This window comes from Marinomonas sp. IMCC 4694, from assembly GCF_008122525.1.
In the GTDB taxonomy this organism is placed as follows: Bacteria; Pseudomonadota; Gammaproteobacteria; order Pseudomonadales; family Marinomonadaceae; genus Marinomonas.
Genome location: NZ_VSRV01000001.1, coordinates 2,615,825 through 2,639,733, shown reverse-complemented (window position 1 = coordinate 2,639,733; position 23,909 = coordinate 2,615,825). Strand labels below are relative to the sequence as shown.

21 protein-coding genes and 1 other RNA gene are annotated in these 23,909 nt (G+C 45.8%); 13 read left to right on the top strand and 9 right to left on the bottom strand.

Annotated features, from left to right (window positions below):
* Positions 1–71: 71 nt before the first annotated feature.
* Both FXV75_RS11920 and FXV75_RS11915 read right to left on the bottom strand, forming a co-directional pair.
* Positions 72–1,307, bottom strand: coding sequence for an aspartate aminotransferase family protein (locus FXV75_RS11920; RefSeq protein ID WP_148833678.1), 1,236 nt, complete (start codon positions 1,305–1,307; stop codon positions 72–74).
* A 54-nt stretch (positions 1,308–1,361) separates the two neighbouring features.
* Positions 1,362–6,179 (bottom strand): NAD-glutamate dehydrogenase, encoded by a 4,818-nt coding sequence (locus tag FXV75_RS11915; protein WP_148833675.1) that lies wholly within the window; start codon positions 6,177–6,179, stop codon positions 1,362–1,364.
* A 295-nt stretch (positions 6,180–6,474) separates the two neighbouring features.
* Here FXV75_RS11915 and FXV75_RS11910 point away from each other — a divergent pair, with 295 nt between their 5' ends.
* The 5 genes from FXV75_RS11910 to FXV75_RS11890 all read left to right on the top strand — a co-directional run bounded on the left by FXV75_RS11910 (position 6,475) and on the right by FXV75_RS11890 (position 10,788).
* The gene (locus FXV75_RS11910; RefSeq protein WP_148833673.1) at positions 6,475–7,494 is read left to right on the top strand and encodes a GlxA family transcriptional regulator; all 1,020 of its coding nucleotides are present in this window, start codon (positions 6,475–6,477) and stop codon (positions 7,492–7,494) included.
* Between the two features lie 148 nt (positions 7,495–7,642).
* On the top strand, positions 7,643–8,410 hold the full coding sequence (locus FXV75_RS11905; RefSeq protein WP_148833671.1) for an ABC transporter ATP-binding protein: 768 nt from the start codon (positions 7,643–7,645) through the stop codon (positions 8,408–8,410).
* A gap of 79 nt (positions 8,411–8,489) precedes the next feature.
* Entirely contained in the window at positions 8,490–9,248 is a 759-nt protein-coding gene (locus tag FXV75_RS11900) for a transporter substrate-binding domain-containing protein (protein ID WP_148833669.1), read from the top strand.
* 136 nt (positions 9,249–9,384) lie between these two features.
* Positions 9,385–10,074: an ABC transporter permease gene (locus FXV75_RS11895; RefSeq protein ID WP_148833667.1), complete on the top strand. Its 690-nt coding sequence runs from the start codon at positions 9,385–9,387 to the stop codon at positions 10,072–10,074.
* Positions 10,075–10,077: 3 nt separating this feature from the next.
* On the top strand, positions 10,078–10,788 hold the full coding sequence (locus FXV75_RS11890; protein ID WP_148833665.1) for an ABC transporter permease: 711 nt from the start codon (positions 10,078–10,080) through the stop codon (positions 10,786–10,788).
* A 124-nt stretch (positions 10,789–10,912) separates the two neighbouring features.
* Here the strand turns inward: FXV75_RS11890 and FXV75_RS11885 are convergent, their stop codons facing one another.
* From FXV75_RS11885 to FXV75_RS11870, 4 genes are all read right to left on the bottom strand, one after another.
* Positions 10,913–11,251 carry a P-II family nitrogen regulator gene (locus tag FXV75_RS11885; RefSeq protein WP_148833663.1) on the bottom strand — a complete coding sequence of 113 codons (339 nt, stop codon included), beginning with the start codon at positions 11,249–11,251 and terminating at the stop codon, positions 10,913–10,915.
* A gap of 64 nt (positions 11,252–11,315) precedes the next feature.
* Positions 11,316–12,416 carry a uroporphyrinogen decarboxylase gene (gene hemE, locus FXV75_RS11880; RefSeq protein ID WP_148833661.1) on the bottom strand — a complete coding sequence of 367 codons (1,101 nt, stop codon included), beginning with the start codon at positions 12,414–12,416 and terminating at the stop codon, positions 11,316–11,318.
* A 155-nt stretch (positions 12,417–12,571) separates the two neighbouring features.
* Entirely contained in the window at positions 12,572–13,351 is a 780-nt protein-coding gene (locus FXV75_RS11875; protein WP_148833659.1) for a DUF2927 domain-containing protein, read from the bottom strand.
* Positions 13,338–13,874, bottom strand: coding sequence for an NUDIX hydrolase (locus FXV75_RS11870; protein WP_148833657.1), 537 nt, complete (start codon positions 13,872–13,874; stop codon positions 13,338–13,340). Before FXV75_RS11870 ends, FXV75_RS11875 begins: the two co-directional genes overlap by 14 nt.
* A 262-nt stretch (positions 13,875–14,136) precedes the next feature.
* Here FXV75_RS11870 and astE point away from each other — a divergent pair, with 262 nt between their 5' ends.
* From astE to traF (FXV75_RS11830), 8 genes are all read left to right on the top strand, one after another.
* Positions 14,137–15,153: a succinylglutamate desuccinylase gene (astE, locus tag FXV75_RS11865; RefSeq protein ID WP_148833655.1), complete on the top strand. Its 1,017-nt coding sequence runs from the start codon at positions 14,137–14,139 to the stop codon at positions 15,151–15,153.
* A 115-nt stretch (positions 15,154–15,268) separates the two neighbouring features.
* Entirely contained in the window at positions 15,269–16,345 is a 1,077-nt protein-coding gene (locus FXV75_RS11860) for a zinc ABC transporter substrate-binding protein (protein ID WP_148833653.1), read from the top strand.
* Between the two features lie 143 nt (positions 16,346–16,488).
* Positions 16,489–17,463, top strand: a complete 975-nt coding sequence (locus FXV75_RS11855) for an SIS domain-containing protein (RefSeq protein ID WP_148833651.1) — start codon at positions 16,489–16,491, stop codon at positions 17,461–17,463.
* Positions 17,464–17,500: 37 nt separating this feature from the next.
* Positions 17,501–18,349 (top strand): 3-deoxy-8-phosphooctulonate synthase, encoded by an 849-nt coding sequence (gene kdsA / locus FXV75_RS11850; RefSeq protein ID WP_148833649.1) that lies wholly within the window; start codon positions 17,501–17,503, stop codon positions 18,347–18,349.
* Positions 18,350–18,352: 3 nt separating this feature from the next.
* On the top strand, positions 18,353–18,934 hold the full coding sequence (locus FXV75_RS11845) for a KdsC family phosphatase (RefSeq protein ID WP_148833647.1): 582 nt from the start codon (positions 18,353–18,355) through the stop codon (positions 18,932–18,934).
* Positions 18,934–19,752: a 3-deoxy-manno-octulosonate cytidylyltransferase gene (kdsB, locus tag FXV75_RS11840; RefSeq protein ID WP_148833645.1), complete on the top strand. Its 819-nt coding sequence runs from the start codon at positions 18,934–18,936 to the stop codon at positions 19,750–19,752. The genes FXV75_RS11845 and kdsB overlap by 1 nt, the downstream gene beginning before the upstream one ends.
* Before the next feature lie 95 nt (positions 19,753–19,847).
* Positions 19,848–21,131: a conjugal transfer protein TraF gene (gene traF, locus FXV75_RS11835; protein ID WP_148833643.1), complete on the top strand. Its 1,284-nt coding sequence runs from the start codon at positions 19,848–19,850 to the stop codon at positions 21,129–21,131.
* Between the two features lie 109 nt (positions 21,132–21,240).
* Positions 21,241–22,671, top strand: coding sequence for a conjugal transfer protein TraF (traF, locus tag FXV75_RS11830; RefSeq protein ID WP_148833641.1), 1,431 nt, complete (start codon positions 21,241–21,243; stop codon positions 22,669–22,671).
* 23 nt (positions 22,672–22,694) lie between these two features.
* Here traF (FXV75_RS11830) and FXV75_RS11825 read toward each other — a convergent pair whose 3' ends face one another.
* The 3 genes from FXV75_RS11825 to FXV75_RS11815 form a co-directional block, all read right to left on the bottom strand.
* Positions 22,695–23,276, bottom strand: a complete 582-nt coding sequence (locus tag FXV75_RS11825) for a 5-formyltetrahydrofolate cyclo-ligase (RefSeq protein ID WP_148833639.1) — start codon at positions 23,274–23,276, stop codon at positions 22,695–22,697.
* Positions 23,277–23,280: 4 nt separating this feature from the next.
* A non-coding RNA gene (gene ssrS, locus FXV75_RS11820) (6S RNA) lies at positions 23,281–23,458 on the bottom strand.
* Positions 23,459–23,587: 129 nt separating this feature from the next.
* Positions 23,588–23,887, bottom strand: coding sequence for a cell division protein ZapA (locus FXV75_RS11815; protein WP_148833637.1), 300 nt, complete (start codon positions 23,885–23,887; stop codon positions 23,588–23,590).
* Between the last annotated feature and the right edge of the window lie 22 nt (positions 23,888–23,909).

Genomic DNA, 23,909 nt, shown 5'->3' with positions numbered 1-23,909 from the left:
TTCAAGCAAACCGAAAAAAAAGCACAAAAAAATCGAGCCTAAGCTCGATTTTTTAAACACATTGCGTTTAATTAAACGATAGGGTTGTTTGCCACAACGGTGGCGATGGCCTTTTCAAGACGTGCGAGGCCATCCGCGATGTCTTGTTCGGTAATGATCAAAGACGGTGCCAAGCGCAGCACATTAGGACCTGCGACGAGAACAAATAACCCCTCTGTCGCCGCCGCTTTAACAATATCACCGGCTTTGCCGGCTAAACCGTCTATGACTTCAGCGCCAATCAATAACCCCATGCCACGTATCTCTTTAAACACATGATGTTTGTCATTAATCGCGTTTAGACCGGCTACGAATAGGTCGTGACGGTGTGCAACACCGCCTAGCACTTCGGGCGTGTCAACAATATCTATCACCGCTTCAGCAATGGCACAGGCCATAGGGTTTCCACCGTACGTACTACCATGAGTACCAAATGCCAAGCTTTTTGCAGCGTTTTCGGTGGCTAACATAGCAGCCACTGGAAAACCGTTTCCGAGTGACTTAGCGGTGGTGAGTACATCGGGTGTAACACCAAGCTGTTCATGGGCAAACAAGGTTCCAGAGCGACCGACACCCGATTGTACTTCGTCGTACACTAACAGAGCATTGTACTGATCGCACAATGCTCGAACTTGCCTAGCAAAGTCGAGATCGGCGGGAATAATACCACCTTCGCCTTGAATCGGCTCCATCACCACCGCGCAGGTTTTGTCGCTTATAATTGCTTTTAATTGCTCTATGTCGTTGTAATCACAATGTTTTATGCCGCCAGGTGTAGGCTCAAAACCTTCTTTGTATTTGGCTTGCCCGCCAACAGAGACGGTAAACAAGGTACGACCATGAAACGATTTATTGAAGGCAATAATTTCGTGCTTTTCAGGACCAAAATGATCAAACGCGTAACGACGAGCAAGCTTAAATGCCGCTTCGTTGGCTTCGGCGCCACTGTTGGCAAAGAAGACTCGATCGGCGAAGGTCTTTTCTGTCAACTTTTTGGCCAATCGTAGAGCCGGTTCGTTGGTCATAACATTGGATAAATGCCAAAGTTGCCCTGCTTGCACACACATCACCTTGACCAAGGTTGGGTGGCAATGTCCCAAGGCCGTTACCGCAATACCGCCGGCAAAATCAACATACTCTTTACCCTCAGCGTCCCATATGCGGGAGCCTTCACCGCGAACAGGAATAATAGCGGAAGGAGCATAGTTAGGAACCATCACTTCGTCGAAGGTTGCTCTCGTTACTTGCTGTGTCACTTTTTTATCCATCTTAAAAAAAGACCTCTTAAAAATAGGTGGTCGAAATAACGACCACCTTTTGATTTATATCAGATTTCTTAGCTCGCGAATAGCGACAGTGACCATGGCCAAGGTTAATTCACTTTCGGTTTTTATTTCCCCAAAAGTCGCATGGTAATGGTTGATGCTGTCGGTGTTGGATTCACGCCAATGGGTCAAGCGTTGCTCCCGTTTTTTGATATCAGAACTGGACTGAATCACTTCTTGAGTGAGGGTTCGTAAACTGTTGTCGATCTCATCCCCTAGCCCCGCTTTTGCACGGCGTTGCCACATATCATCTGCGGTAAGGTCGCCCACTTTGTGACGCAGCCAATGCAACTCAAGGTCCATTTCAAGGGCAAAGTAGGTTTGCGCCACGTCTAAGACTTCGGTTTCAGTGTTGGCCGCGACACGAATAATATCCAATCCATAAAACAGATAATGCAGTCCTGACAGCTTCTCCGCAATTTCAATCGGTAAATTTTTCTCAACCAAAGCGGAGGTGATGTCGGCCAAATGCGCCTGGCTCGATTCGGTTAAAATAGCCTGCATGTTGGCCTTGATAATTTCAACGCCAGGTTTGTAGGTGTCTTTTAGTCGTTGAATCGATAAACTGTCACGCGTATTGCGCAATAACCACAACGTGGCGCGTTCGATTAAACCTTGAATGCGGGTTAATAAACCGTTCAATACCGCATTGTCGGCCGTAAACTCTAAGCCATTAATGTCATTCCATAGGGTAGAAATGCCAAAAATATCTTCCGCGGCCATGTAAGCTCGCACTACATTCAATGCGGACGCGCCAGTTTCTTCCTGCATGTAAATGCTGAAAGTAGAACCCATTCGGTTGCCTAGATTATTGGTGACATGACCCGCTATGATTTCTTGTAGCAGGGGATGCGACGCCATTTGACCACCGAACTGTTTGGTCAGTTGTGTTGGAAAATACGCATTAATTTGCGTGGTTAAATCAACATCATCACCGATTCCATCAAGCACCAATTGCTCAGACAGTTTGATTTTAGAATACGCCAACAGGACGGAAATTTCAGGCCGGGTTAAGCCTTGGCCTTTGTTCAGACGTTTTTTGATCTGAGCGTCACTGGGTAAGTATTCGATCTCTCGGTTTAAACGGCCTTCTTTCACCAAGGATTTGATTAAGCGCCAATGATCCGCCAAGCGAAGAGGGGCTTGAGCATTGATCAAAGACAGCACATGGCTTTGGCCTTGGTTATGACGCAACACCAAACTGCCAACTTCGTCGGTCATTTCCGCAAGAAGGTTGTTTCGTTGCTTTTCGGTGAGATCCCCGTCTTCCACCACACGGTTGAGTAGGATTTTGATGTTTACTTCGTGGTCAGAGCTGTCCACACCCGCTGAATTGTCGATCGCGTCGGTACTGATTAAGCCGCCTTTTTGAGCAAATTCGATACGACCCAATTGCGTTAACCCGAGGTTGCCGCCTTCACCGACGATTTTACAGCGTAATTCTTTACCATTTACGCGCAATCCATTATTGGCACTGTCACCCGCATCAGCATGAGATTCACTTTCAGACTTCACATACGTCCCGATACCGCCATTCCAAAGCAGATCAACAGGGGCTTTTAAGATCGCATTGATCAAATCAATCGGCGGCATGGATTTGATATTGCCCTCAATGCCGAGCGCTTTGCGTATGTCGGCATTGATTGGAATGGATTTCGCTGAGCGATTGAAAATACCGCCGCCTTTAGAGATCAGCTCTTTGTTGTAATCTTCCCAAGACGAGCGTGGTAATGCGAACATGCGCTCACGTTCAGCAAAAGAGCTCATGGCGTCTGGTGTCGGGTCGATAAAAATGTGCATGTGGTTGAACGCCGCCACAAGACGTGTGTGTTTGGACAGCAACATGCCATTGCCGAATACATCGCCTGCCATGTCGCCAATGCCCACGGTGGTGAAGTCTGTGGTCTGGCAATTAATGCCCATTTCTTTAAATTGACGTTTTACCGATTCCCAGGCGCCGCGTGCGGTGATGCCCATTTTTTTGTGATCGTACCCATTTGAACCGCCAGAAGCGAAGGCATCGCCTAACCAGAATCCGTATTTCTCTGAGATACTATTGGCTAAATCGGAGAAGGTTGCGGTGCCTTTGTCGGCGGCGACCACGAGGTAAGGGTCATCTTCGTCATAGCGTAGAACGGACAAAGGCGGCACGACTTCGTTTTGCACCAAGTTATCGGTGATGTCTAATAAGCCACTGATAAAGGTGGTGTAACAATGAATGACTTCGGCTTGCACTTGCTCCCGTGATGCGTTTTTCTTCAGTTGCTTGGCAACAAAGCCGCCTTTAGCGCCAGAGGGTACAATGACAGCGTTTTTCACCATTTGTGCTTTTACTAAGCCGAGTACTTCCGTACGGAAATCCTCCATACGATCAGACCAGCGAAGGCCACCACGTGCGACTTTGCCGCCGCGCATGTGTATACCTTCGACCCAAGGTGCGTAGACGAAAATTTCAAATTTTAGCCTAGGTAAAGGCACCGCAGGAATCAACGATGGATCGAGTTTGAAAGAAACGTAATCTTTTACTTCGCCTTCAGCGTCCGTTTGATAGAAGTTGGTACGCAACATGGCCTGAATGACAGACAAGTAATGCTTTAGAATACGGTCTTCGTCTAAGTTAGCGACTTGATCAAGTTCGGCATCGATCTTGTCGAGCATTTTCTGTACCTTTTCGTCACGTTTTGTGTCTTGAGTTGGGTCAAAACGTTGCTCAAACAGTTGCACCAATAAGCGTGCGATGCCGGCATTTTTTTCTAATGTTTGCTGCATGTAGGGCAAAGAAAAAGGCAGCTGTAACTGCATCAAATATTTGGTCAAGGCGCGCAGCATGGTGACTTGGCGCCAGGTCAAAGAGGCGCTTAATACCAGCGCATTGAATCGATCGTTTTCGACACGACGACGGAATACCTGATTGAATGCGTCTTGGAAGGCTTCGCGTTGAGCGTTTTTCTCAAGGTTGATGTCTGCATCAACGCTGATGGCAAATTCCACAACCCAAGTGTTGGCGGTGCCATCGTCATCTTGGTCGAGTTCATAAGGGCGTGCTTCTAGTACACGGAGTCCCATACATTCAAGAATGGGTAATACATCCGAAAGTATCAGTGTGGTACCAGCACCATATACCTTAAAGAAGTAGTTGTTTTTAGCTTGACCAACTTGACGATAAATATGGGTAGACGTGTCTCCTTCACCTGTTAATTGGCTAAGGCGCTCAATGTCTAAAACCGCGGCATTGGGGGAAAAGTCCTCACGGTAAGCCGCAGGCAAATAGGCAACATAATCATTAAACAATACGTTACCGTTCTCTTCGCCTTGGCTTTTGTGCAGGGCGAATAGTAGCTTGTCTTCCCAAGAATTCATGGCGTCTTGCATTTTACGCTGAATGTCTTCGGCGTCGATGCTTGGGCTTTGTTTCGGGTCGGCAATTTGAATGGTGAAGTTTACACGAGCTAGGACCAGCTGAGAGAATTGCACATTGAATTCTGAGCTGGTGCCGTTGCACGCTGTCATCAAGATGTCTTGCATTTTTATGCGCAACTCGGTGTTATAACGATCGCGCGGCACGTAGACCAGAGCGTTTAAAAAACGTCCATAAATGTCTTTGCGCAAAAAGACGCGTAATTGGCGGCGCTCTTGAATCGCCAGAATACTTTCAATTGTGCCAAACAGCTCGTCTACTGGTGCTTGGAGCATTTCGTCGCGAGGATAATTATTTAGAATGTGTTTTAAATTTTTACCTTTGTGGCTGTTTGGATCCGTATTGGCTCGTTCAACAATAATGTCGAGTTTTTTACGTAATAATGGGATGTCCTGTAATCGTGCAATGTAAGCCGTAGACGAGTACAAACCAAAGAAGCGCCATTCCCCGATCACTTTGCCATGTTTGTCGCAGCGTTTAATGCCAAGGTAATCAAGGTGAACAGGGCGATGAACGGTAGACACGGCGGTTGATTTGGTCAAAATCAAGACATTGCTGCTATCGACGGCAAGCTTGGCGAGATTGTCTTGTAAAACGATATCGCGCTTGACCTTTTTGTCATTGATGTCGCGAAACGTGCCTAAACCAGAGCCATCGACTAATTTTAGGTGAGTCTCGTTCCCCTCGACCGTTAAGTTGTAGGCGCGAAAACCGATAAAGGTAAAGTGATCATTAGCGACCCAGCGTAAAAAATCCAAGGTTTCTTGGTGGTGTTCGCTGTCTTTTAAGTGAACCAGTTGTTCGGATTCCCCAATAATGTCGCTTAATTTTGCTTTCATTGTTGGCCAGTCTTCCACGGTTTTTTTTACGTCGGCAAGGCTGGTTAACAGTTGTTCTTTGATTTTTTCTAACAAGTTGAGGTCAGATAAGCGATCAATTTCGAAACGCATCAAGGCTTCATGACTCTTTGACGCAGCATCGATGTTCTGTAATTCGCCTTTTTTATTCCGATTTACTGTCACAACGGGGTGAGCCGTCAGGTGGATCGTATGGCCAAGACGAACCAAAGCCATGTTAAACGACGACACAAGAAAGGGCATATCATCGGTTAGAATTTCGATAACGGTATGGGTAGACTGCCAGCTGTGTTCTTCATAATTTGGATTGTAAACCCGAATTTTTGGTTGATTAGCCTGACGTTGTTGTAAAAAATCCCACAAACAGACAATAGTGCCATAAAGGTTTTCAATGGATTCATTGACAAGGTCTTCCGTGAGAGAGTCCTGGAAGTAAAGATGGGCCAATTGAATCACGTTATTCGCTTCGTTCGCCGTAAAGTGGTCGTTGATTTCTACTTCAATGCGTTCAATTAATTCGTTTTTTTTGTAATCAGTCATTAGAACTCATCCCTTGTGAGTGGTGTTCTTAATAAAATCAGTAGTAAAAGCAATGTTACGAAAGTATTGGGTTAGGACTCTGAGTAAGATTATTATGAAAAAATCACTCCTTTGATAGCAGTCAAGTTATCAAATTGCGACATGTTGTTGTGATGTCTGGTTAATTGGGCTAAAAAAGTCTTGCTCAATAAGAAAAAAACCTTTGTTATCCATTTTAAACGAAATAAACTTCTTTTTTGTCTATAGTTCGCAGGATAATATTTTGTACAAGACTGAATTCGCATCAAGAGAAATCATGCAGGCCAGCAAAAAGCCTTTGAAATACGGTTTTTTGCTGTTGCCACATTATTCGATGCTGGGTTTTTCTTCTGCGATTGAGACATTGCACATGGCGAATTGGGTGACTGGAAAAGCACTTTATTCTTTCTGTACTATCAGTCACGAAGAGAGAAATATTCCTTCAAGTACAGGGGTTTCAACGGGTTCAGACTACCTCACTAATGACGCTCCCAGTGATTTAGATGCCATTTTTGTGTGTGGCGCTTCTCCGGTTATAAAAAACGAAAGCCTTACTTTAGAAAATTGGCTTAAAAAGCAAGCCAAAAGACAGGTCGGTCTTGGAGGTGTGTGCACAGGCAGTTATTTATTGGCCAAAGCCGGCCTGTTGGATGGTTACCGTGCGACGATTCATTGGCGCAGTTTGTCCAATTTACGCGATGAGTTTCTACAAACGATTGTGTCAGACCACCTTTTTGAGGTGGATCGAGACCGCTATACTTGCAGCGGCGGCACGGCGGCGATGGACATGATGTTGTTTTTAATCGGAAAGCAGCATGGTATGACGTTGGCAAGTATTATTTCTGAGCAGTTTGTATGTGAGCGCATTCGTACCCATGAAGATCCTCAGCGCATCCCTTTGCAAGCACGTATTGGTACAGGTCAGCCCAAATTGGTGGAAGCGGTGCAACTGATGGAGGCGAACATTCAGGAGCCTTTGTCGTCCGACGATATTGCGTATCATGTGGGGGTGTCGCGTCGTCATTTGGAGCGATTATTTAAAAGTAATCTCGACATTGTGCCTTCTCGTTATTATTTAGAATTACGATTAGAGCGGGCCAAGCAGCTGATTATTCAAACAGATAAAACCATCGCCGAGGTGGGAAGTGAGTGCGGTTTTGGCTCTGCTCCGCATTTTAGTACAACTTACAAGGGCTTTTTTGGTGTGACACCGAGAGAGGAACGAAATAAAATCAAGCGTTCTAGTGTTGAGCCTGTCCACATGGACAAGAAAAAGAGGCGACTTTGGAAAAAGTAATTTAAAATAGAGCTGTTTTGTTGTTGGCGTGATTTTTGTATTCTTTTTTAGAGTACGACTTTTTAGTCAAACTGACGGCTTTGTTATCCAGTGACCGTGTTTTTATGTTACAAAATAATACGTTTATACAATTTTTAAGGTGGAATACATGTCGAAAGTCCCGGCGTTAGAGCTGATTGATATTCACAAAACGTTTGGTGATGTTGAAGTGTTGAAGGGGATTTCCCTTAAAGCATACGATGGTGACGTTATTTCCATTCTTGGCTCCAGTGGCTCGGGCAAGAGTACTTTTTTGCGCTGTGTTAATCTGTTAGAAAACCCCACTCGTGGCGATATTATTTTTAACGGCAACAAACTGGATTTGGTTCCTAGTGAGTCTGATTTGGTCGCTAGTAACATGAAGCAACTGACACAAATGCGTCAACAAATTGGCTTTGTTTTTCAGAGCTTTAATTTATGGCCGCATATGACCATACTGCAAAATGTGATGGAAGGGCCGCTTCATGTGTTGAAGCGGCCAAAACACGAAGTGGCTGAATACGCGGAGCATTTATTGCGTAAGGTGGGCATCGCCGAGAAAAAGGATATGTACCCCAATCAGCTTTCTGGTGGTCAGCAACAGCGTGTTGCGATAGCCAGAACGTTGGCGATGGACCCGCAAGTAATCTTGTTCGATGAGCCAACGTCGGCACTGGACCCTGAGTTAGTGGGTGAAGTGCTGGGTGTCATGCGTAACCTAGCGGAAGAGGGACGTACTATGCTTATCGTGACACACGAGATGAATTTTGCTCGGGAAGTATCCAGTGACGTCGTGTTTCTGCATCAGGGCATTGTTGAAGAAAAAGGTACGCCGGAGCAAGTGTTTGGTGCGCCAAAATCTGAGCGCTGCAAAGCGTTCATATCCAGTGTATTTTAGGTGGCGTTAAATCGATTGCCTTGTAAAAGTAAAACAATAATTCAATAAACACGCTAAAAAATAGTCCAAGGGGAAAGTAATGACATTAAAAAAAGCAATTTTAGGTTCCGCATTGTTGTTAACCGCCGCGTTATCGTCTGTCTCGGTTCAAGCCGCTGACAAGGTGCGTTTTGTTACAGAGGGTGCTTGGGCACCGTTTAACTTTATTGATGAAGCCGGTCAGCCTCAGGGTTTTGATGTGGATATTGCCCGTGCCTTGTGCGCCAAAATGGCGGCCGATTGTGAGATTCTGACACAAGATTGGGATGGTTTGATTCCTGGTCTTAAAGTGCGCAAATTTGATGCGATCATAGCGTCTATGTCCATCACCGAAGAGCGCCTTAAGGTTGTTGATTTTACTAATAAATATTACTCTGGCGGATTGCGTTTCATGGGCCGTGTTGGTGAAAAATTTAACTTGATGGACTTGTCTGGTAAAACCATTGGTGCACAGCGTGCGACCCTGGGTGCTCAATATTTAGAGGACAATTTCACCGGCAAGGCCGACCTTAAATTCTACGACAACCAAGACAACGTTTACCTTGACCTAGTGTCAGGTCGTTTGGACATCGTGTTGTCAGACGAGCTGCCTACTTATAACTGGTTAAACACGTCTGAAGATGGCGCTAAATTTGAATTCAAAGGCGATGCCTTCATGAAAACAGATAACATCGCTATCGCGGTTCGCAAGGGCGATAAAAAGCTAGAAACACAAATCAATACCGCGCTTGATGCGATTCTTGCAGATGGCACTTACCAAAAAATAAATGCTAAGTACTTCCCGTTCTCTATCTACTAAGCGATTCGCCTCAATATGTTCATGCGTCAGTATTGAGGCCTCCATTAGCAAGATATTTCTTAGAGTTTCTCAGTACCTTGTTCGATGATGGGCGGGGACTGAGAAACTTACTTTAAGCTTACTCTGAGAAAAAACTATGATTGATCTTCATGGGTTCGGTGATCAGCTGCTGCAAGGTGCGGTTGTCACTTTAGAGCTAGCGCTGTCATCACTGTTTGTTGGTTTAATTCTGGGGCTATTAGGGGCGTCTGCCAAATTATCCTCTATCAAGGTGTTTCGGTGGATCGCACATGGCTATACAACGTTAATTCGAGGTATTCCAGAGCTGCTCACGGTATTGATCATTTATTTTGGTGCTACCAGTGTGCTGATGGCCATTGCGAGTGTGTTTGGGTACGACGAATACATTGAAGTGGGCGCGTTTGCGGCCGGGGTAACCGCGCTAGGTTTGACGTTTGGAGCGTATGCTACCGAAGTGTTTCGTGGTGCATTGCAATCTATTCCCAAAGGGCAGCATGAAGCCGCCATCGCTTTAGGCATGGGGCCTATTAGAAAATTTTACCGTATTATTTTGCCGCAGGTTTGGCGAATCGCCCTGCCTGGGCTTGGGAATCTATTTTTGGTGTTGTTAAAAGACACCGCTTTGGTGTCGGTTGTAGGGTTGGACGATATTATGCGTAAAGCCAACATTGCTGTGAGCAGCACGAAAGAGGCGTTCTTATTTTACTTGGTGGCGGCGTTTATGTATTTGGCGTTAACCATTGTCTCTATGTTGTTCGTATCCTTTATGGAAAAGCGAGCAAGCCGCGGTTTAACAAGAGGGTAAGGTATGGATTTCTCGGTTGTTGTTGAATACTTTCCTCGTTTATTGCAAGGTGCATGGGTCAGCTTACAGCTGGTGATGATCTCTATTATTTTAGGCGGGGTGTTTGCTTTGCCTATCGCGTTAGCAAGAATTTCTCCGGTGGGGTGGATTCGTGCGCTTCCGTTCGCTTACATCTTTTTCTTTCGTGGAACGCCTTTGTTAGTGCAAATTTTTTTGGTGTACTACGGCGCGTCTCAATTTGATGCGGTGCGTGAAAGTTTCCTTTGGCCGGTGTTAAAAGAGCCTTTTTGGTGTGCCATCATTGCGTTTACCTTAAACACGTCGGCCTATACAGCGGAAATTTTTCGTGGTGCGATTCAAGCCATTCCTCAAGGAGAAGTAGAGGCCTGCAAAGTGGTCGGTATGACAAAATTTCAGATGTATCGCCGTGTTTTATTACCGCGCGCGTTTGGTATTGTACTTCCTGCTTACGGTAACGAGATTATTTTGATGTTAAAAGGCAGTGCGTTGGCGAGTACCATTACGATTTTAGATCTTACGGGAATGGCCCGCACCATCATTGCGAGAACCTACACACCGATGGAAATCTTCATAGCGGCAGGGGCTATTTACCTAATAATTAGTATTGTCATTATTGCGATCTTTCGTCAAATCGAACTGCGTCAAAATCGTTATTTAGGCACGTTATCAATCAAGGTGCCAGATAAGGGCTAAGTATCTTCAGTACCATGCTACTCAGATAAAAAAAGAGGCCAACGCAGGCCTCTTTTTTGTGCAATTTTGTTGGTGCAATGTTTTTTTGGAATAAACGCGTTTACCCAACAACAGATGAGAAAGATTAAATGGCTTCAGCGCCTGTTTCACCGGTACGGATACGAATAATCTGCTCGAGTGCGGTAACAAAGATTTTGCCATCGCCGATTTTGCCCGTATTGGCGCTGTTTTGAATGGCTTCGATGGCACGTTCTACCTGGTCTGTGTCAACCGCGAGCTCTAATTTCACTTTTGGTAGAAAATCAACCACGTACTCTGCACCACGGTACAGTTCAGTATGACCTCGCTGGCGCCCAAAACCTTTCACTTCCGTGACGGTAATGCCGTTAATGCCAATTTCTGATAGCGCTTCACGCACTTCATCCAGTTTAAAAGGCTTAACAATGGCCGTAATCAGTTTCATTTTCTCTCTCCATACCAATAAAAAATATTATTTTAACAAAAGTACCATTCTATTGCTTAAGTCGCTACAGGCCATTCAACTCATCGAGATCATCGTATATAGGCGTGTGGTACTTTTGACCTAATTCATGAACGGCGTCAATTAAATATTTTGGATGATCAGGGTCGACAAATTGGTGAATGCCGTGGCCAAGGTTAAACACATGGCCTGCGCCATTGCCAAAGCCTGATAGTACATTTTCGACTTCGCGCTCAATCACATTTTTGTCAGCATACAAGACGCAAGGGTCGATGTTACCTTGAAGGGCAACACGGTCGCCTACACGAGCACGTGCTTCAGTGATGTCTGTCGTCCAATCCAGACCCAGAGCATCGGCGCCTGTGGCGGCCATATTTTCCAGCCATTGCCCGCCATTTTTTGTGAATAAAATCACCGGAATTCGTTTGTCTTCATGTTCGCGAATCAAGCCGTCTAAAATTTGTTTCATGTACATCAAAGAAAATTGCTGATACATCGGGCCACTCAATACGCCACCCCACGTATCAAAAATTTGTAGAGCTTGTGCACCAGCTAAAATTTGGCCATTTAAGTAAGCGGTTACGGATTTTGCCAGCTTGTCTAACAAAGCATGGAGTGTGTTGGGTGACTGATACATCATGGCTTTAATATGACGAAAATCTTTGCTTGAGCCGCCTTCCACCATGTAGGTCGCCAACGTCCAAGGGCTGCCAGAAAAGCCAATGAGTGGTACATCGCCGTTCAGCGCATGACGAATCGTGGTCACGGCTTTCATCACGTAATCCAAGTCACTGGCGCTGGTCACAGGAATGGCATCGACATCGGCCTGGCTACGAACAGTGTGTTTGAATTTTGGGCCTTCTCCCGTTTCAAAATACAACCCCAATCCCATGGCATCCGGGATGGTCAGTATGTCGGAAAACAAAATGGCCGCGTCTAGATCATAGCGCTTTAAAGGCTGTAACGTGACTTCACAAGCGAACGCGTCATTTTTACAAAGGCTCAAAAAGTCTCCTGCTGTGGCACGACTTGCACGGTATTCTGGCAGGTAACGCCCAGCCTGTCTCATCATCCATACAGGGGTGGTATCGACTGGTTGTTTGAGTAATGCGCGCAAAAAGCGATCATTTTTTAGCTCAGGAAACATTAGGACTCTCCAGTGTAAATTTTCAGTGGGCGCATTTTACCTAACTTGCTGAGGAAAGGCAGAGTGAATAAGTGAAATTTATGACAAGCCGAATGAAAAGGCCAATAACATTGATCTACAACAGCCTTTGTTTTCCTCTACTTGCTTCTTAGGCATTAATCGCCAAGGTACTTTTTAAGGCTGTATTTTTGTACGCGTTGCACCGCGTTTTCAATATCACCGTTTGCGTGAAGCTGTTTCAATACGTTTGGAAAAGCCGCTTGGGTTTGTTCTACGTCCATACCCGGTGTCAAATGGCGAGAATAAAGTGCTTTAAGCAGTAAGTAATCTAAGGGGCTGATATACGTATCCACACTGACGTCGTTAAAAACAGATGGGAAAACCTCGTTAGAGTCATTAGGAAGGCCGAGTAGCTGAGTAATCTCTTCTATGATGCAATCTAAAAAACGATTTTTACTGCGGGCATAATCCACTGGAATAATAATGCTGCCCTTGGTGATTTCGTACCGACCATTACGAGTAAAATTGCCCAAGCAAATGGCTTCGTTTAGCGCGGTACGAATTTTTTCTGGATCTCCAATATATTGCCTCACCTTATTTTCCATGTTTTTGTAATCGGTAAAAATGACAAAAATATTGGCTTGTTTCGGGTTGGGCGTAAAATCAATAGATAAGCCAGTTATAGAGGCTAAATGCTGCGCGTGAACGCTTAATAATTCTTTTTGTAAACGGGCATCGCCGCTGTCACTTTCAAAAAATAGCCTGATGGGTTTGTTCCAGCGTATGAGCTTAGGAAACTGGGTTTCTTTGTATTCTCGTTCGAGAGCGATTTTTATGAAGCTTTGTTGAATGTAGGCGTCCGTTTGCCAGCGCTCTTGGCTGAGCGCCGTAGACGAGATTAACAGGACGAATAAGCAGAAACTAAAGCGGGTCATCTGATTGTGCCGAAACAAGCTTATTGGCGTAATGTTCCAAAGCACTCACGGAATCAGGCGTAAACAATAAACCGTCTGGATTTTTCAGTATCTGTTCAACGCTCATTTCATGAACAGAAGCCACTTCTTTTGGCTGCAACGTGAGCTTGCCATGCAGGGCTTCGTCGTAGAGGCAGGTGTAGATTTTGCCCCAGATTCGAAACCCTTCTCCTTCGGTAACAAAGGTCCCTTGGCTTTCAAGGTGCGCATCAAAGCCTAACTCTTCCTGTAATTCACGATGAGCGGAATCAATATAGGATTCGCCTTTCTCAACGACACCGCCTGTGGTGATACCATAATAACCAGGGCAAAAAGCCTTGTTGTCAGTGCGTTTTTGAATAATCAGGTTACCTAGCTTGTTGAACACCAAAATGTACGTGACGCGATGGTAATCTCTGCCAAAATTCATTAAGCGTCGCGGCACATCGCCAATTATCTTGTTGTTCTTATCGACTAAGATAATGACTTCGTCATTTGCTAGCATAAAATACTCAACCTGAAAGTGGAACTAGTAGAAAATCACAGGGTATCGGCATTTGTAGTGAAAGAAAAGCGTTTTACTTATTAGATAATGCCTGTGTCCCAATAGGCAAACTTGAAACATTATTTTTGACGTTATTTGTAAATTGTTCACAAAGCGACGTGTTTTTTTGTTTTGGATTGAGGTGACGAGGTGGGCCGTAATTTGATCGTGAAAAACGGTATGATATGAGCTTGTTTTACCCGTTTTAATGGATGCACTCACCATGATGATTCCGAACTATGATTTTTTAGCGTTGAGCCTTGCAAACCAAATATCGATTGAGCCATTTGAGTTTTCCTTTGCGAGTGGCAAAGGTAGGGTAGAAGAGACAGGGATTTTGCGTCTTGAGCCCAGCACGCCGAGCGAAGTGAGTTTGGTGTTGTCCGTTGGGATTCACGGCAACGAAACGGGCCCTATTGAAGTCGTTAATCAGTTGGTAAAAAGTATTTTAAGGGGGAAGCTAACTTTAGGTGTGCGCATGTTGGTGTTGATTGGCAGCCCTGTCGCAGCGAATCAAGCCAAACGGTTTTGTGAGGTGAATTTAAACCGTTTATTTTGTGGTGCCTGGCAGCAATTTGATGGGTACGAAGCTAAGCGAGCGCAGCGATTAGAGAAAGCCGTGACCGACTTTTATGCTTTGCCTACTGATCAAACGAAACAAATCAGGTTGCATTATGATCTGCATACCGCTATTCGCGGTTCGGAACATGAAAAATTTGCGGTTTATCCATTTATTGAAAACGCTGTTTACAGCAAAACGCAGCTCGGTTTTTTAGCCGCTTGTGATGTGGGAGCGATTTTATTTTCCCATCAACCCACCACGACATTTTCGTATTACAGTCAAAAAATACATGGGGCTCATGCGTTTACGGTCGAATTGGGTAAGGTGTTCCCGTTTGGTCAAAACGATTTATCCCGTTTTGACGGGATCAAGACGGCTCTGACGCTATTGCTTGAAACAGGAAACTTAGCACAATCACCGGTAGAAAATTTGTCGCTGTTTAGGGTGTTGGACAGCTTGATAAAAGAGGACGAGAGTTATGAGTTGAACATTGCTCAAGATGTCAAAAACTTTACTCCATTTGAAGTTGGCTTTGTATTGGCGACGTCAGCAAAAAGCCATTATTGTATAAAGCAAACGGGAGACGCCATTGTGTTTCCCAATACTCAGCTTCCTATTGGTCAGCGCGCAGGATTAATGGTTCGGCCGCTGAAAATGGATGATTTAGCGCTGTTTTAGATTGTTCTGATTGGGGGGGGCAGAGTGATTCAATAAGAGATTTAGGTTAAACCGCTTGAATCTCTTTTTTTTCTGTCGTATTGTTACGTTATAACATTAATATACGGTAAAAATAATGAACAAGCTCATTTTTGTGTTGGGTGTCTCTGCTTTGTCTCCTTTAGCGCTGGCGAAACCGGTGATTGCGACCAGTATTAAACCTGTTTCTATGATTGTGGCGGCCATTGCGGGTGACCTGGCAGATATTGATCAAATTGTTTCCAGTACGGCTTCGCCGCACGATTTTGCTATGCGTCCATCTGATCTTAAAAAAATCCACAACGCCGATGTTGTGGTTTGGGTTGGGGAATCCCTTGAGCATTTCCTTGAGAAGCCGCTCGCCAATGCCGATAAACAAACGTCTTCGATTGAATGGATGGCATTAAAAGATGTGTCTCTTTATGATCGTTCTAAACAGAATAAGGCATATGAAGGTCACGAAGGACACGATGATCACGAAGGACACGAAGGACACGAAGGACACGAAGGACACGAAGGACACGAAGGACACGAAGGACACGAAGGACACGAAGGACACGAAGGACACGAAGGACACGAAGGACACGAAGGTCGTGAAGGTCACGATGATCATGAAGGTCACGAAGGACATGAAGAAGGTCATGAAGGCCATAATCACGCAGGCGTAGACCCACACGTTTGGTTATTGCCTCAAAATGCTGTGGTGTTAGCCAAAGTTGTGGCAGAACGAATGATGTGGCTAGATTCTGCCAACGCCGCCTATTACCAAGGTAATTTTGCGAAATTTGAGCAGGGTCTAAAAGCCAAAGATGCTGAGATACGTAAGGATCTTAGTAAGGTAAGTTCGGTGCCTTATATCGTTTTCCATGATGGTTACCGTTATTTTGAACAGCATTACGGCTTGAATAACGCTGGTGCTGTGACGGTTAGCCCTGAGCGTAAACCGGGTGCGAAAAAAGTGGCTGAAATTCGTCACGAAATTGAAGAAAACAAGATCCAATGCGTATTCGCTGAACCACAATTTAGCCCCGCGATTGTCAAAACCTTGCTTGATGGTACTAACGTGAAAAGTGGTGTTTTAGACCCATTGGGCAGTACGATTAAAGTAGAGATGAATGCTTATTACACCTTTTTAGACAGCTTAAAAGGTCAGTATCTCAATTGCCTCGAGTAAAGCACCCAGAAAAAATACACACAAGTCCGCTCAAAGTGCACGGCTTTGGGCGGATTTTTTGTCTGCTTCTTTGTTAGGCGAGTTAAGCTTACCTCTGTATAATCACGCCACATGAGATTTACGACACAGAGCAAAGAGGCTTTATGAGCGATCCATCCAGTTCAAGCACCCACAACGACCCTCTAATAGACAGCGCGAGACGCACCTTATCGACTCAAGCGCAAGCGTTAGCGAGCTTAGCCAGCCGTGTTTCAGATGAATTTCCAAAAGCTGTTCGCATGATCTTAGCAAGCCAAGGCCGCACGATTATTTGTGGCATGGGAAAATCGGGTCTGATCGGAAAAAAAATCGCCGCGACACTGGCTTCCACTGGTACGCCCAGTTTCTTTCTTCACCCAGGCGAAGCCTTTCACGGTGACCTTGGTATGATCCAAGCCCAAGACACGCTGATTCTTATCAGTTATTCCGGTGAAACCGAAGAGCTGATGCGCTTGCTGCCATCGTTAAAAGACTTTGGCAATCCTTCTATTGCTATGGTTGGCAATATGGAATCGACCCTAGCGAAACACTGCGATTGCGTGCTGGACATTTCGGTTGACCGAGAAACCTGTCCGAACAATTTAGCGCCGACGACGTCCACCACGATGACAACCGCCATGGGCGATGCTTTGGCCGTGGCCCTGATGGAGTGTCGAGACTTTCAGCCGCAAGACTTTGCCCGCTTTCATCCAGGTGGCAGCTTAGGGCGCAAATTGCTAACCCGTGTGAAAGATCTGATGCACAAAGACGACTTGCCGGTCTGCACCTCGAACACCACGCTTAAAGACGCGATTTCTGTGATGACCCACGGACGCATGGGCGTTGTGCTGATTCAAGACGGCGATACATTGTTAGGTATTTTTACCGATGGGGATTTGCGTCGTGCCATGCTCAAAGATAGCGAAGGCATGATCCACAAAACCATGGCGAGTTTAATGACCGCAAGTCCAAAAACCATCAACGAAAACGTGATGATAGTGCAGGCCGAAGAACAAATGCTGCGTGACAAAATCACCTTGCTGGTGGTCGTGGACGACGCGCAAAAAGTATCGGGCATTTTAGAAATTTACGATCGTTAATTTACGTTCACACTTACCACTTATTCAGGAAGTTGTTATGTCAAAAATCATCAAAATTGGCGATCACGTAGAAGTCGCTAACCACCTGCCTTTTGTTTTATTCAGCGGTGTGAATGTCCTTGAATCCCGTGACTTAGCCATGCGTGTGGCCGAAGAGCACGTCAAAGTAACGCAAGCACTGGGCATTCCTTACGTGTTTAAAGGCTCTTTCGACAAGGCAAACCGCTCGTCGATCAATTCTTATCGTGGTCCTGGCATGGAAGAAGGCCTAAAAATCCTTCAAGAAATCAAAGACACCTTTGGTGTGCCTGTGATCACCGATGTGCACGAAGAATACCAGTGTGCGCCAGTGGCGGAAGTGGCAGACGTGATCCAACTGCCTGCGTTTCTTTCTCGTCAGACGGATTTAGTGGTGGCCATGGCGAAAACCGGCGCTGTGATCAACATCAAAAAAGCGCAGTTTTTAGCGCCTCACGAAATGAAGCACATTTTAACCAAGTGCGAAGAAGCCGGTAACAGCACTCTGATGCTGTGTGAGCGCGGCACCATGATGGGCTACAACAATTTAGTGGTCGATATGTTGGGCTTTGGCGAGATGAAAAAAATGGGTTATCCCGTGATGTTCGATGTGACTCATTCTTTGCAGCGCCCCGGTGGTCGTTCTGATTCGGCCGATGGTCGTCGTGCGCAAGTGACTGAGCTGGCGCGTGCTGGTATGTCCCTTGGCTTGTCGAGCTTGTTTTTAGAAACTCACCCAGACCCAGACAGCGCGAAATGCGATGGCCCTTGCGCCTTGCCACTGGGCAAACTAGCGCCATTTCTTCAGCAAGTGAAACAGCTGGACGATCTGGTGAAAACCTTCGAAGAATTGGACACGAGTGTCTAACCGATGGACGCTGATTTTTTATCTGCCTATGCCATATTGACCGACCATCCTGAATGGATCGATAAACTCAACGCCATCAAGCTGGTGGTATTCGATGTCGACGGTGTGTTGACCGATGGTCGTCTGCTTTATACCGAGCACGGCGAAACCATAAAGCGTTTTAACGTCAAAGATGGCGTGGCAATGAAGTTGCTGCCAAAGTGGGGCATTGAGGTCGCGGTGATTACCGCGAAAGATTCCGCGCCCTTGCGCCAACGCATGAAAGACCTGAAAGTCGAACACTTCTACCCTGGTTGCCATAACAAAGCCGCGGCGTTTGATGAATTAGTCGCGCGCTTGGGTATCGATCCGAGCCACGCGGCGTACGTGGGTGACGATGTGATTGACCTGCAAGTGATGCCCAAGGTGGGTGTGGCTTTGTGTCCATCGGACGCTCATGTATTGCTAAAACGCCATTGCCCCATTGTGTTGACGAAAGCGGCCGGTGAGGGTGTAGCGCGAGAAGTCGCTGACCTGATTTTAGCCACTCGAATGCCGCTAGAAAACGCCTACGAACTAGCGCAACAACCGGAGTTTGAACAATAATGACTGAACACAACACAAACACCGCCTTACCGGATTTTCACATTGTGATTCCCGCTCGGTACGCGTCCCAGCGCTTTCCACAAAAGCTGATGGCCGACCTTGGTGGCAAGCCAGTGTTGCAATGGGTCTACGAATTGGCGTTAAAGGCCGGCGCTCAATCGGTCACTGTGGCGACCGACCACCCCACTATTCAAGCGGCCGCGCAAGCGTTTGGTGCGACTGTGGTGATGACTCGTGACGACCATGAAAATGGCACCGAGCGTTTAGCGGAAGTGGCAGCGGTGATGGGCTGGCAAGGTGATGAGATTGTCGTCAATGTACAAGGTGATGAACCGTTTTTGCCGCTCGACTTGATTCACGCCAGCGTGATGGCACTCAACAATGACAAAGAAGCACAAATGGCCACGGTGGCTTGTCCGATTGATCTGCAAGAAGACTTTTTTAATCCCAACGTGGTGAAAGTGGTGTGCGATGAACAGCAGCGCGCTTTGTATTTTAGTCGTTCGCCTATGCCGTGGGACAGAGACGGCTTTGCTGCTCGTCTTGAGCGAACGGGGCCTATGCCTACAGGCTTGCTTGCGTTGCGTCACATTGGTTTGTACGTGTATCGCGCCAGCTTGCTTGCACGTTATGCGGATTTGCCTATGTCGCCGTTAGAGCGCTGGGAAAAGCTAGAGCAACTGCGCTTTTTACATCAGGGCATCAAGGTGCAAGTTGCCATGGCTGATGGGTTGCCAGTGCATGGTGTGGATACGCCTGACGACCTGGAAAAGTTACGTCAACATTTAGTTCATCGTTTAGCAACTTATGTTATTTAATGTATGAAATAGGTAAATAATGTGTATACAATTAATCCAAGCGTATTTATTTACTGCTGTCTGTTCCCATTCTTTGATTTATTAAGGACAAAATCATGAAAAAGCTCGTTCTCATTTCAAGTAGTTTATTCAGCACCGCCGTATTCGCTGCCATGCCCGTGAATCAGCCAATAGGCTCTAGTTTTACGCTAAGCAGTGCACCAAATCAAAGGGCGCTTGCAACGGTGTTTTCAAACCCAGCGGCGCCTTTTATTATGGTAAACCAAGAAGACGATGATAATTTTCGATTCGGTATTATAGGTCCTATTGGTGTTGGCGTTGAAATGGGAGACATCAGTGACTTAGGCGATCGTGCGGAAGACATTGAAGACATACTGGATGCGACTTATACCAACGCTCCACAAGCCCAAGCGGCGTTGAACAAAGCAAATGGTATCTTGAATGGCATTGATGAGACTGCGTACATCAAAACCTCATTGAGCGCACAGGTGCCGTTTATGCCTCTTATTTATAAGACGGATAGTAAAGGCGCTTTCATGTTGGACGCCAGCATTTCAGCGGTAGCAAAGGCGAATGTTATTTCCGACAGTGTGCGCGTTAATAATACAAACACAGGTTTAGAGTCAGATACGTCCTTCAGCGCAAGTACCGCGACGGATTTACAAATCGGGTTGGGTTACAGTCAATCAATGTGGGAAAACACACATGGAGCCTTGATTGGTGGTGTTAAAGGTACCTTGCATAATGTGTCATTGGGTCGCGCTGTTGTAGCATTGGATGACAGCTCTGCCGACGTTGGTGATGCCGTTTCAGACGCTATTTCAGACGATGCTGTTTCTTCAACAGACATTGGTATCGATTTAGGAGCGCTTTGGGTTTCGAATAATTATCAGGTTGGACTAACGCTGGCCAATGTCAATGAGCCTGAATTTGATAGTGCCACGATTAATCAAAATTGTTCGACAAGAAGTTGTGATGCCGCTAAAAACCTTATCGCCTCGGGTAAATTGAACGCCAGCCGCAAATACGTGATGGAAATGCAAACGACGTTAGACCTCGCTGTATCAACGAAAGGCAAGCAAGTAACCCTGGGGTTGTCTTATGATGCAAACGAAGTTCAAGACGCGGTTGGTGATGAATATCAATGGGCAGCGGCCTCTCTGTCTTATTATGGTGATTCGCACTATTTACCAGGCCTTCGCGCTGGTTATCGTCAAAACATGGCTGGCACTGAGTTGAGCTATGCTACTTTTGGTTTAACCTTTCTAAAACGTTTGAATATTGACCTTGCGGTCGCATTAGAAACCGTTGAAGATGAGAACGGTGACGAATTGCCTCGTAGTGGCTATGTTTCTATTGGGTATGACACAGCGTTCTAAGGTAAAGTTTTTAGTAAAAAAGCCGATAACTGTTTAAGTTCTCGGCTTTTTTATGGTCTTATTTATCTAATGTGTCGAGTAAATAAGAAGAAATGGGTATGAATATCGTATGAAAAAATCTCTGGCATGTTTGGGCCTAAGTATCCTCAGTGTTTCTGTATCGGCGTCGCCTTATATTTATCAGCCTATTGGTTCCAGTACCGTACTGGGTGGTTATGGTAGTCGACATGCTTTATCAACGGCCTCTGGCAATCCAGCGTCTTCTTATTTGATGGCGAATTTACAAGGCTTCAGAGTGGGGCTGTTGGGGCCTTTAGGGATTGCGATCGAGGGTGGAGGTATCACTGATTTAAACGATAAGCTCGATGAGCTTGCTGATATTTTTGATGAAGATTTTGTAAATCGTATTGATATTGATGCGATCAAAACAGAAGCGCAAAGTCGGTTTAATAGCCAAGGGCAAGCGGCAGCGGATGCGTATGTTGTTTCTCAAATTTCCGATGTCTTGGCGGACATAAACGGCTCTCTTGATGAGTCTGATGCGGTTATTTCAGACATTAGCGAAACCGCGTATGTGAAATTTGCCACTACGGCGCAAGGGCCTTTTTTACCGATTATCTATAAAACTAGGCGTCGAGGCGTGTTTATGCTTGATGCAACCGCGTCGCTGGTGGGTCGTGCCAGTATATTGGCGGATGAACTGACACTAACCGGTGTCAGTGCCTTAGAGTCTGTGACCTCCATAACCGATCTTAGTGCAGTGGATGTGAGCGATGTTGGTCTTGAATCGGATACCTCTTTGTATCTAAAACGAGCATCGGACTACCACTTCAGCCTTGGTTACAGTGAAATGGTGTCTCGAACACAAAGCAGTGCGCTTATTATTGGTGGGCGACTGAATTATCACCGTCTTGCTTTGGACCAGAAACTGACGGTATTGACCGAAGAAGATGATTCGAGTGTGTCCTACAGTGACTTTTTTTTAAGCCGGCAGGCGGTCTCTTCAGAGGTGTCTCTGGACTTAGGGTTGATGTTAACGGGTCGTAATTATCAGTTAGGTTTGTCTGTCGCGAATATTAATGAGCCCGAGTTTGACTACAAAGGTTTGAGCAGCAACTGTGCTGCATACACTGGCGCAGATAAGAGTAGCTGCGAAGCGGCGCTTAAGTTTGCGCGGAGCAGTGGGTTGTCATTAAATGAAACCTACACCATGGAGAAGCAAGCCACATTGGATGCTGCATTGAAAAGCAAGGATCAGCATTTTTCCATCTCGGGTTCGTACGATGTCAACCCAATCAAAGACCCGCTGGGCGATGAGTATCAGTGGGCCGTGGCTTCACTGGCGTATTTTAGCGATAACTGGGTATTACCTGGTATGAGAATTGGCGTAAGACGTAACCTTGTCGGCAACGAGTTGAACTACTACACAGCAGGGCTAACTTTTTACCGTCGTTTGGACTTTGATGTGGCCTACGCCCCAGAGAATGAGGCAGGCAACAGTGGCGTGTTTTTGTCTGCGGGATACAGTTTTGTTTTTTGATAAGCGGTTTAAATAACCTTCTGTTATTTGATAACAATATACTGGCTTGGCGTCATAATGGCCTGTAACGGTACATCCCAGCTTTCTACCGTTAAGCGGCTTACTTCTTGAATGTCATGAGCTAGGCCAATTAACATAGGGCTTGTGTCGGCTTTTTTGTTCTCGAATGTTCTGTCATAAAAGCCGCCGCCCATGCCTAGGCGACCGCCTTTTGCATCGAAGCCGACCAAAGGCAAAAACACCATGTCCAGCTCATCGCCTGAAAGGCGCTGTGTGTTTATCGGCTCTTTAATGCCAAATTGATTTTCTTGCCAAGTGGTCTCTTTTGTATAACTCGCAAAAACAAGTTGTTTTCCATTTAGAACAGGAAGATATGTCTGGATGTTGTGTTTCCAACAGTAATAGCATAACAAGTGAGGCGATATTTCACCGTCATTGCTGAGGTAAAAAGCGATTCGTTGAGCGTGGTTAAGCGTCGCAAGCTGACCCACAAAACATGACAGCAAACCAAGAGCTGCGCCGTATTGTTCATTTGTGGATAAATTTCTTCTCGCGTGTCGTAAATCGCGACGAAGCGCCTGTCTAAAGTCGAGGGGTGAGATCATAAAAGTGTTTCCCAAGTTGCCGTTTCGGCTATTGGCCTTGAACCCAGTGGTTCAAGGTGGAAAGAACTGTGACTCTTTAGGCTTTCCGACGCACGGACATGCACACCAAACCAACAGGCTCTTTCCAGGGTATTACTCATAGGCTCAAGGGCGTTAAGCCGCTTCGAACAACCCAGGAAACGAGTGCCAGTATAAAATACTTTACCGCGTAAATCACTTATTAGTGCGGCTTGTCTTCTGGCGTGTATGAATAAAATTCGCGTTATTCGCTTGCAATCAAAAAAGTCGATCAAAGAATACACGGAGTTTGATTATTCATTAACCAATTTCGTTTGATGGGTTAAAGCGTTATCAAGCTGTGATGTCAGTTCCCGCAGTTGTTGCTCATTAGCGCGCGTGTATTTTTGGTTGGACAGCATATCGTGAGTAATATTCAATGCCGCGAGCACAGCGATTTTTTCAAGCCCAGCAATTTTACCGCTGGCTTTGATTTCACGCATTTGACTGTTTAAATACTCGGCCGCTTCTTTTAAATCGGCTTCGTGCCCTTTAGGGCAATTTATCTTATAATTTTGTCCCAGTATGGCGACGGTAACGGTTGGCTTATCCATATTGACTCCATTTGATAGCAAG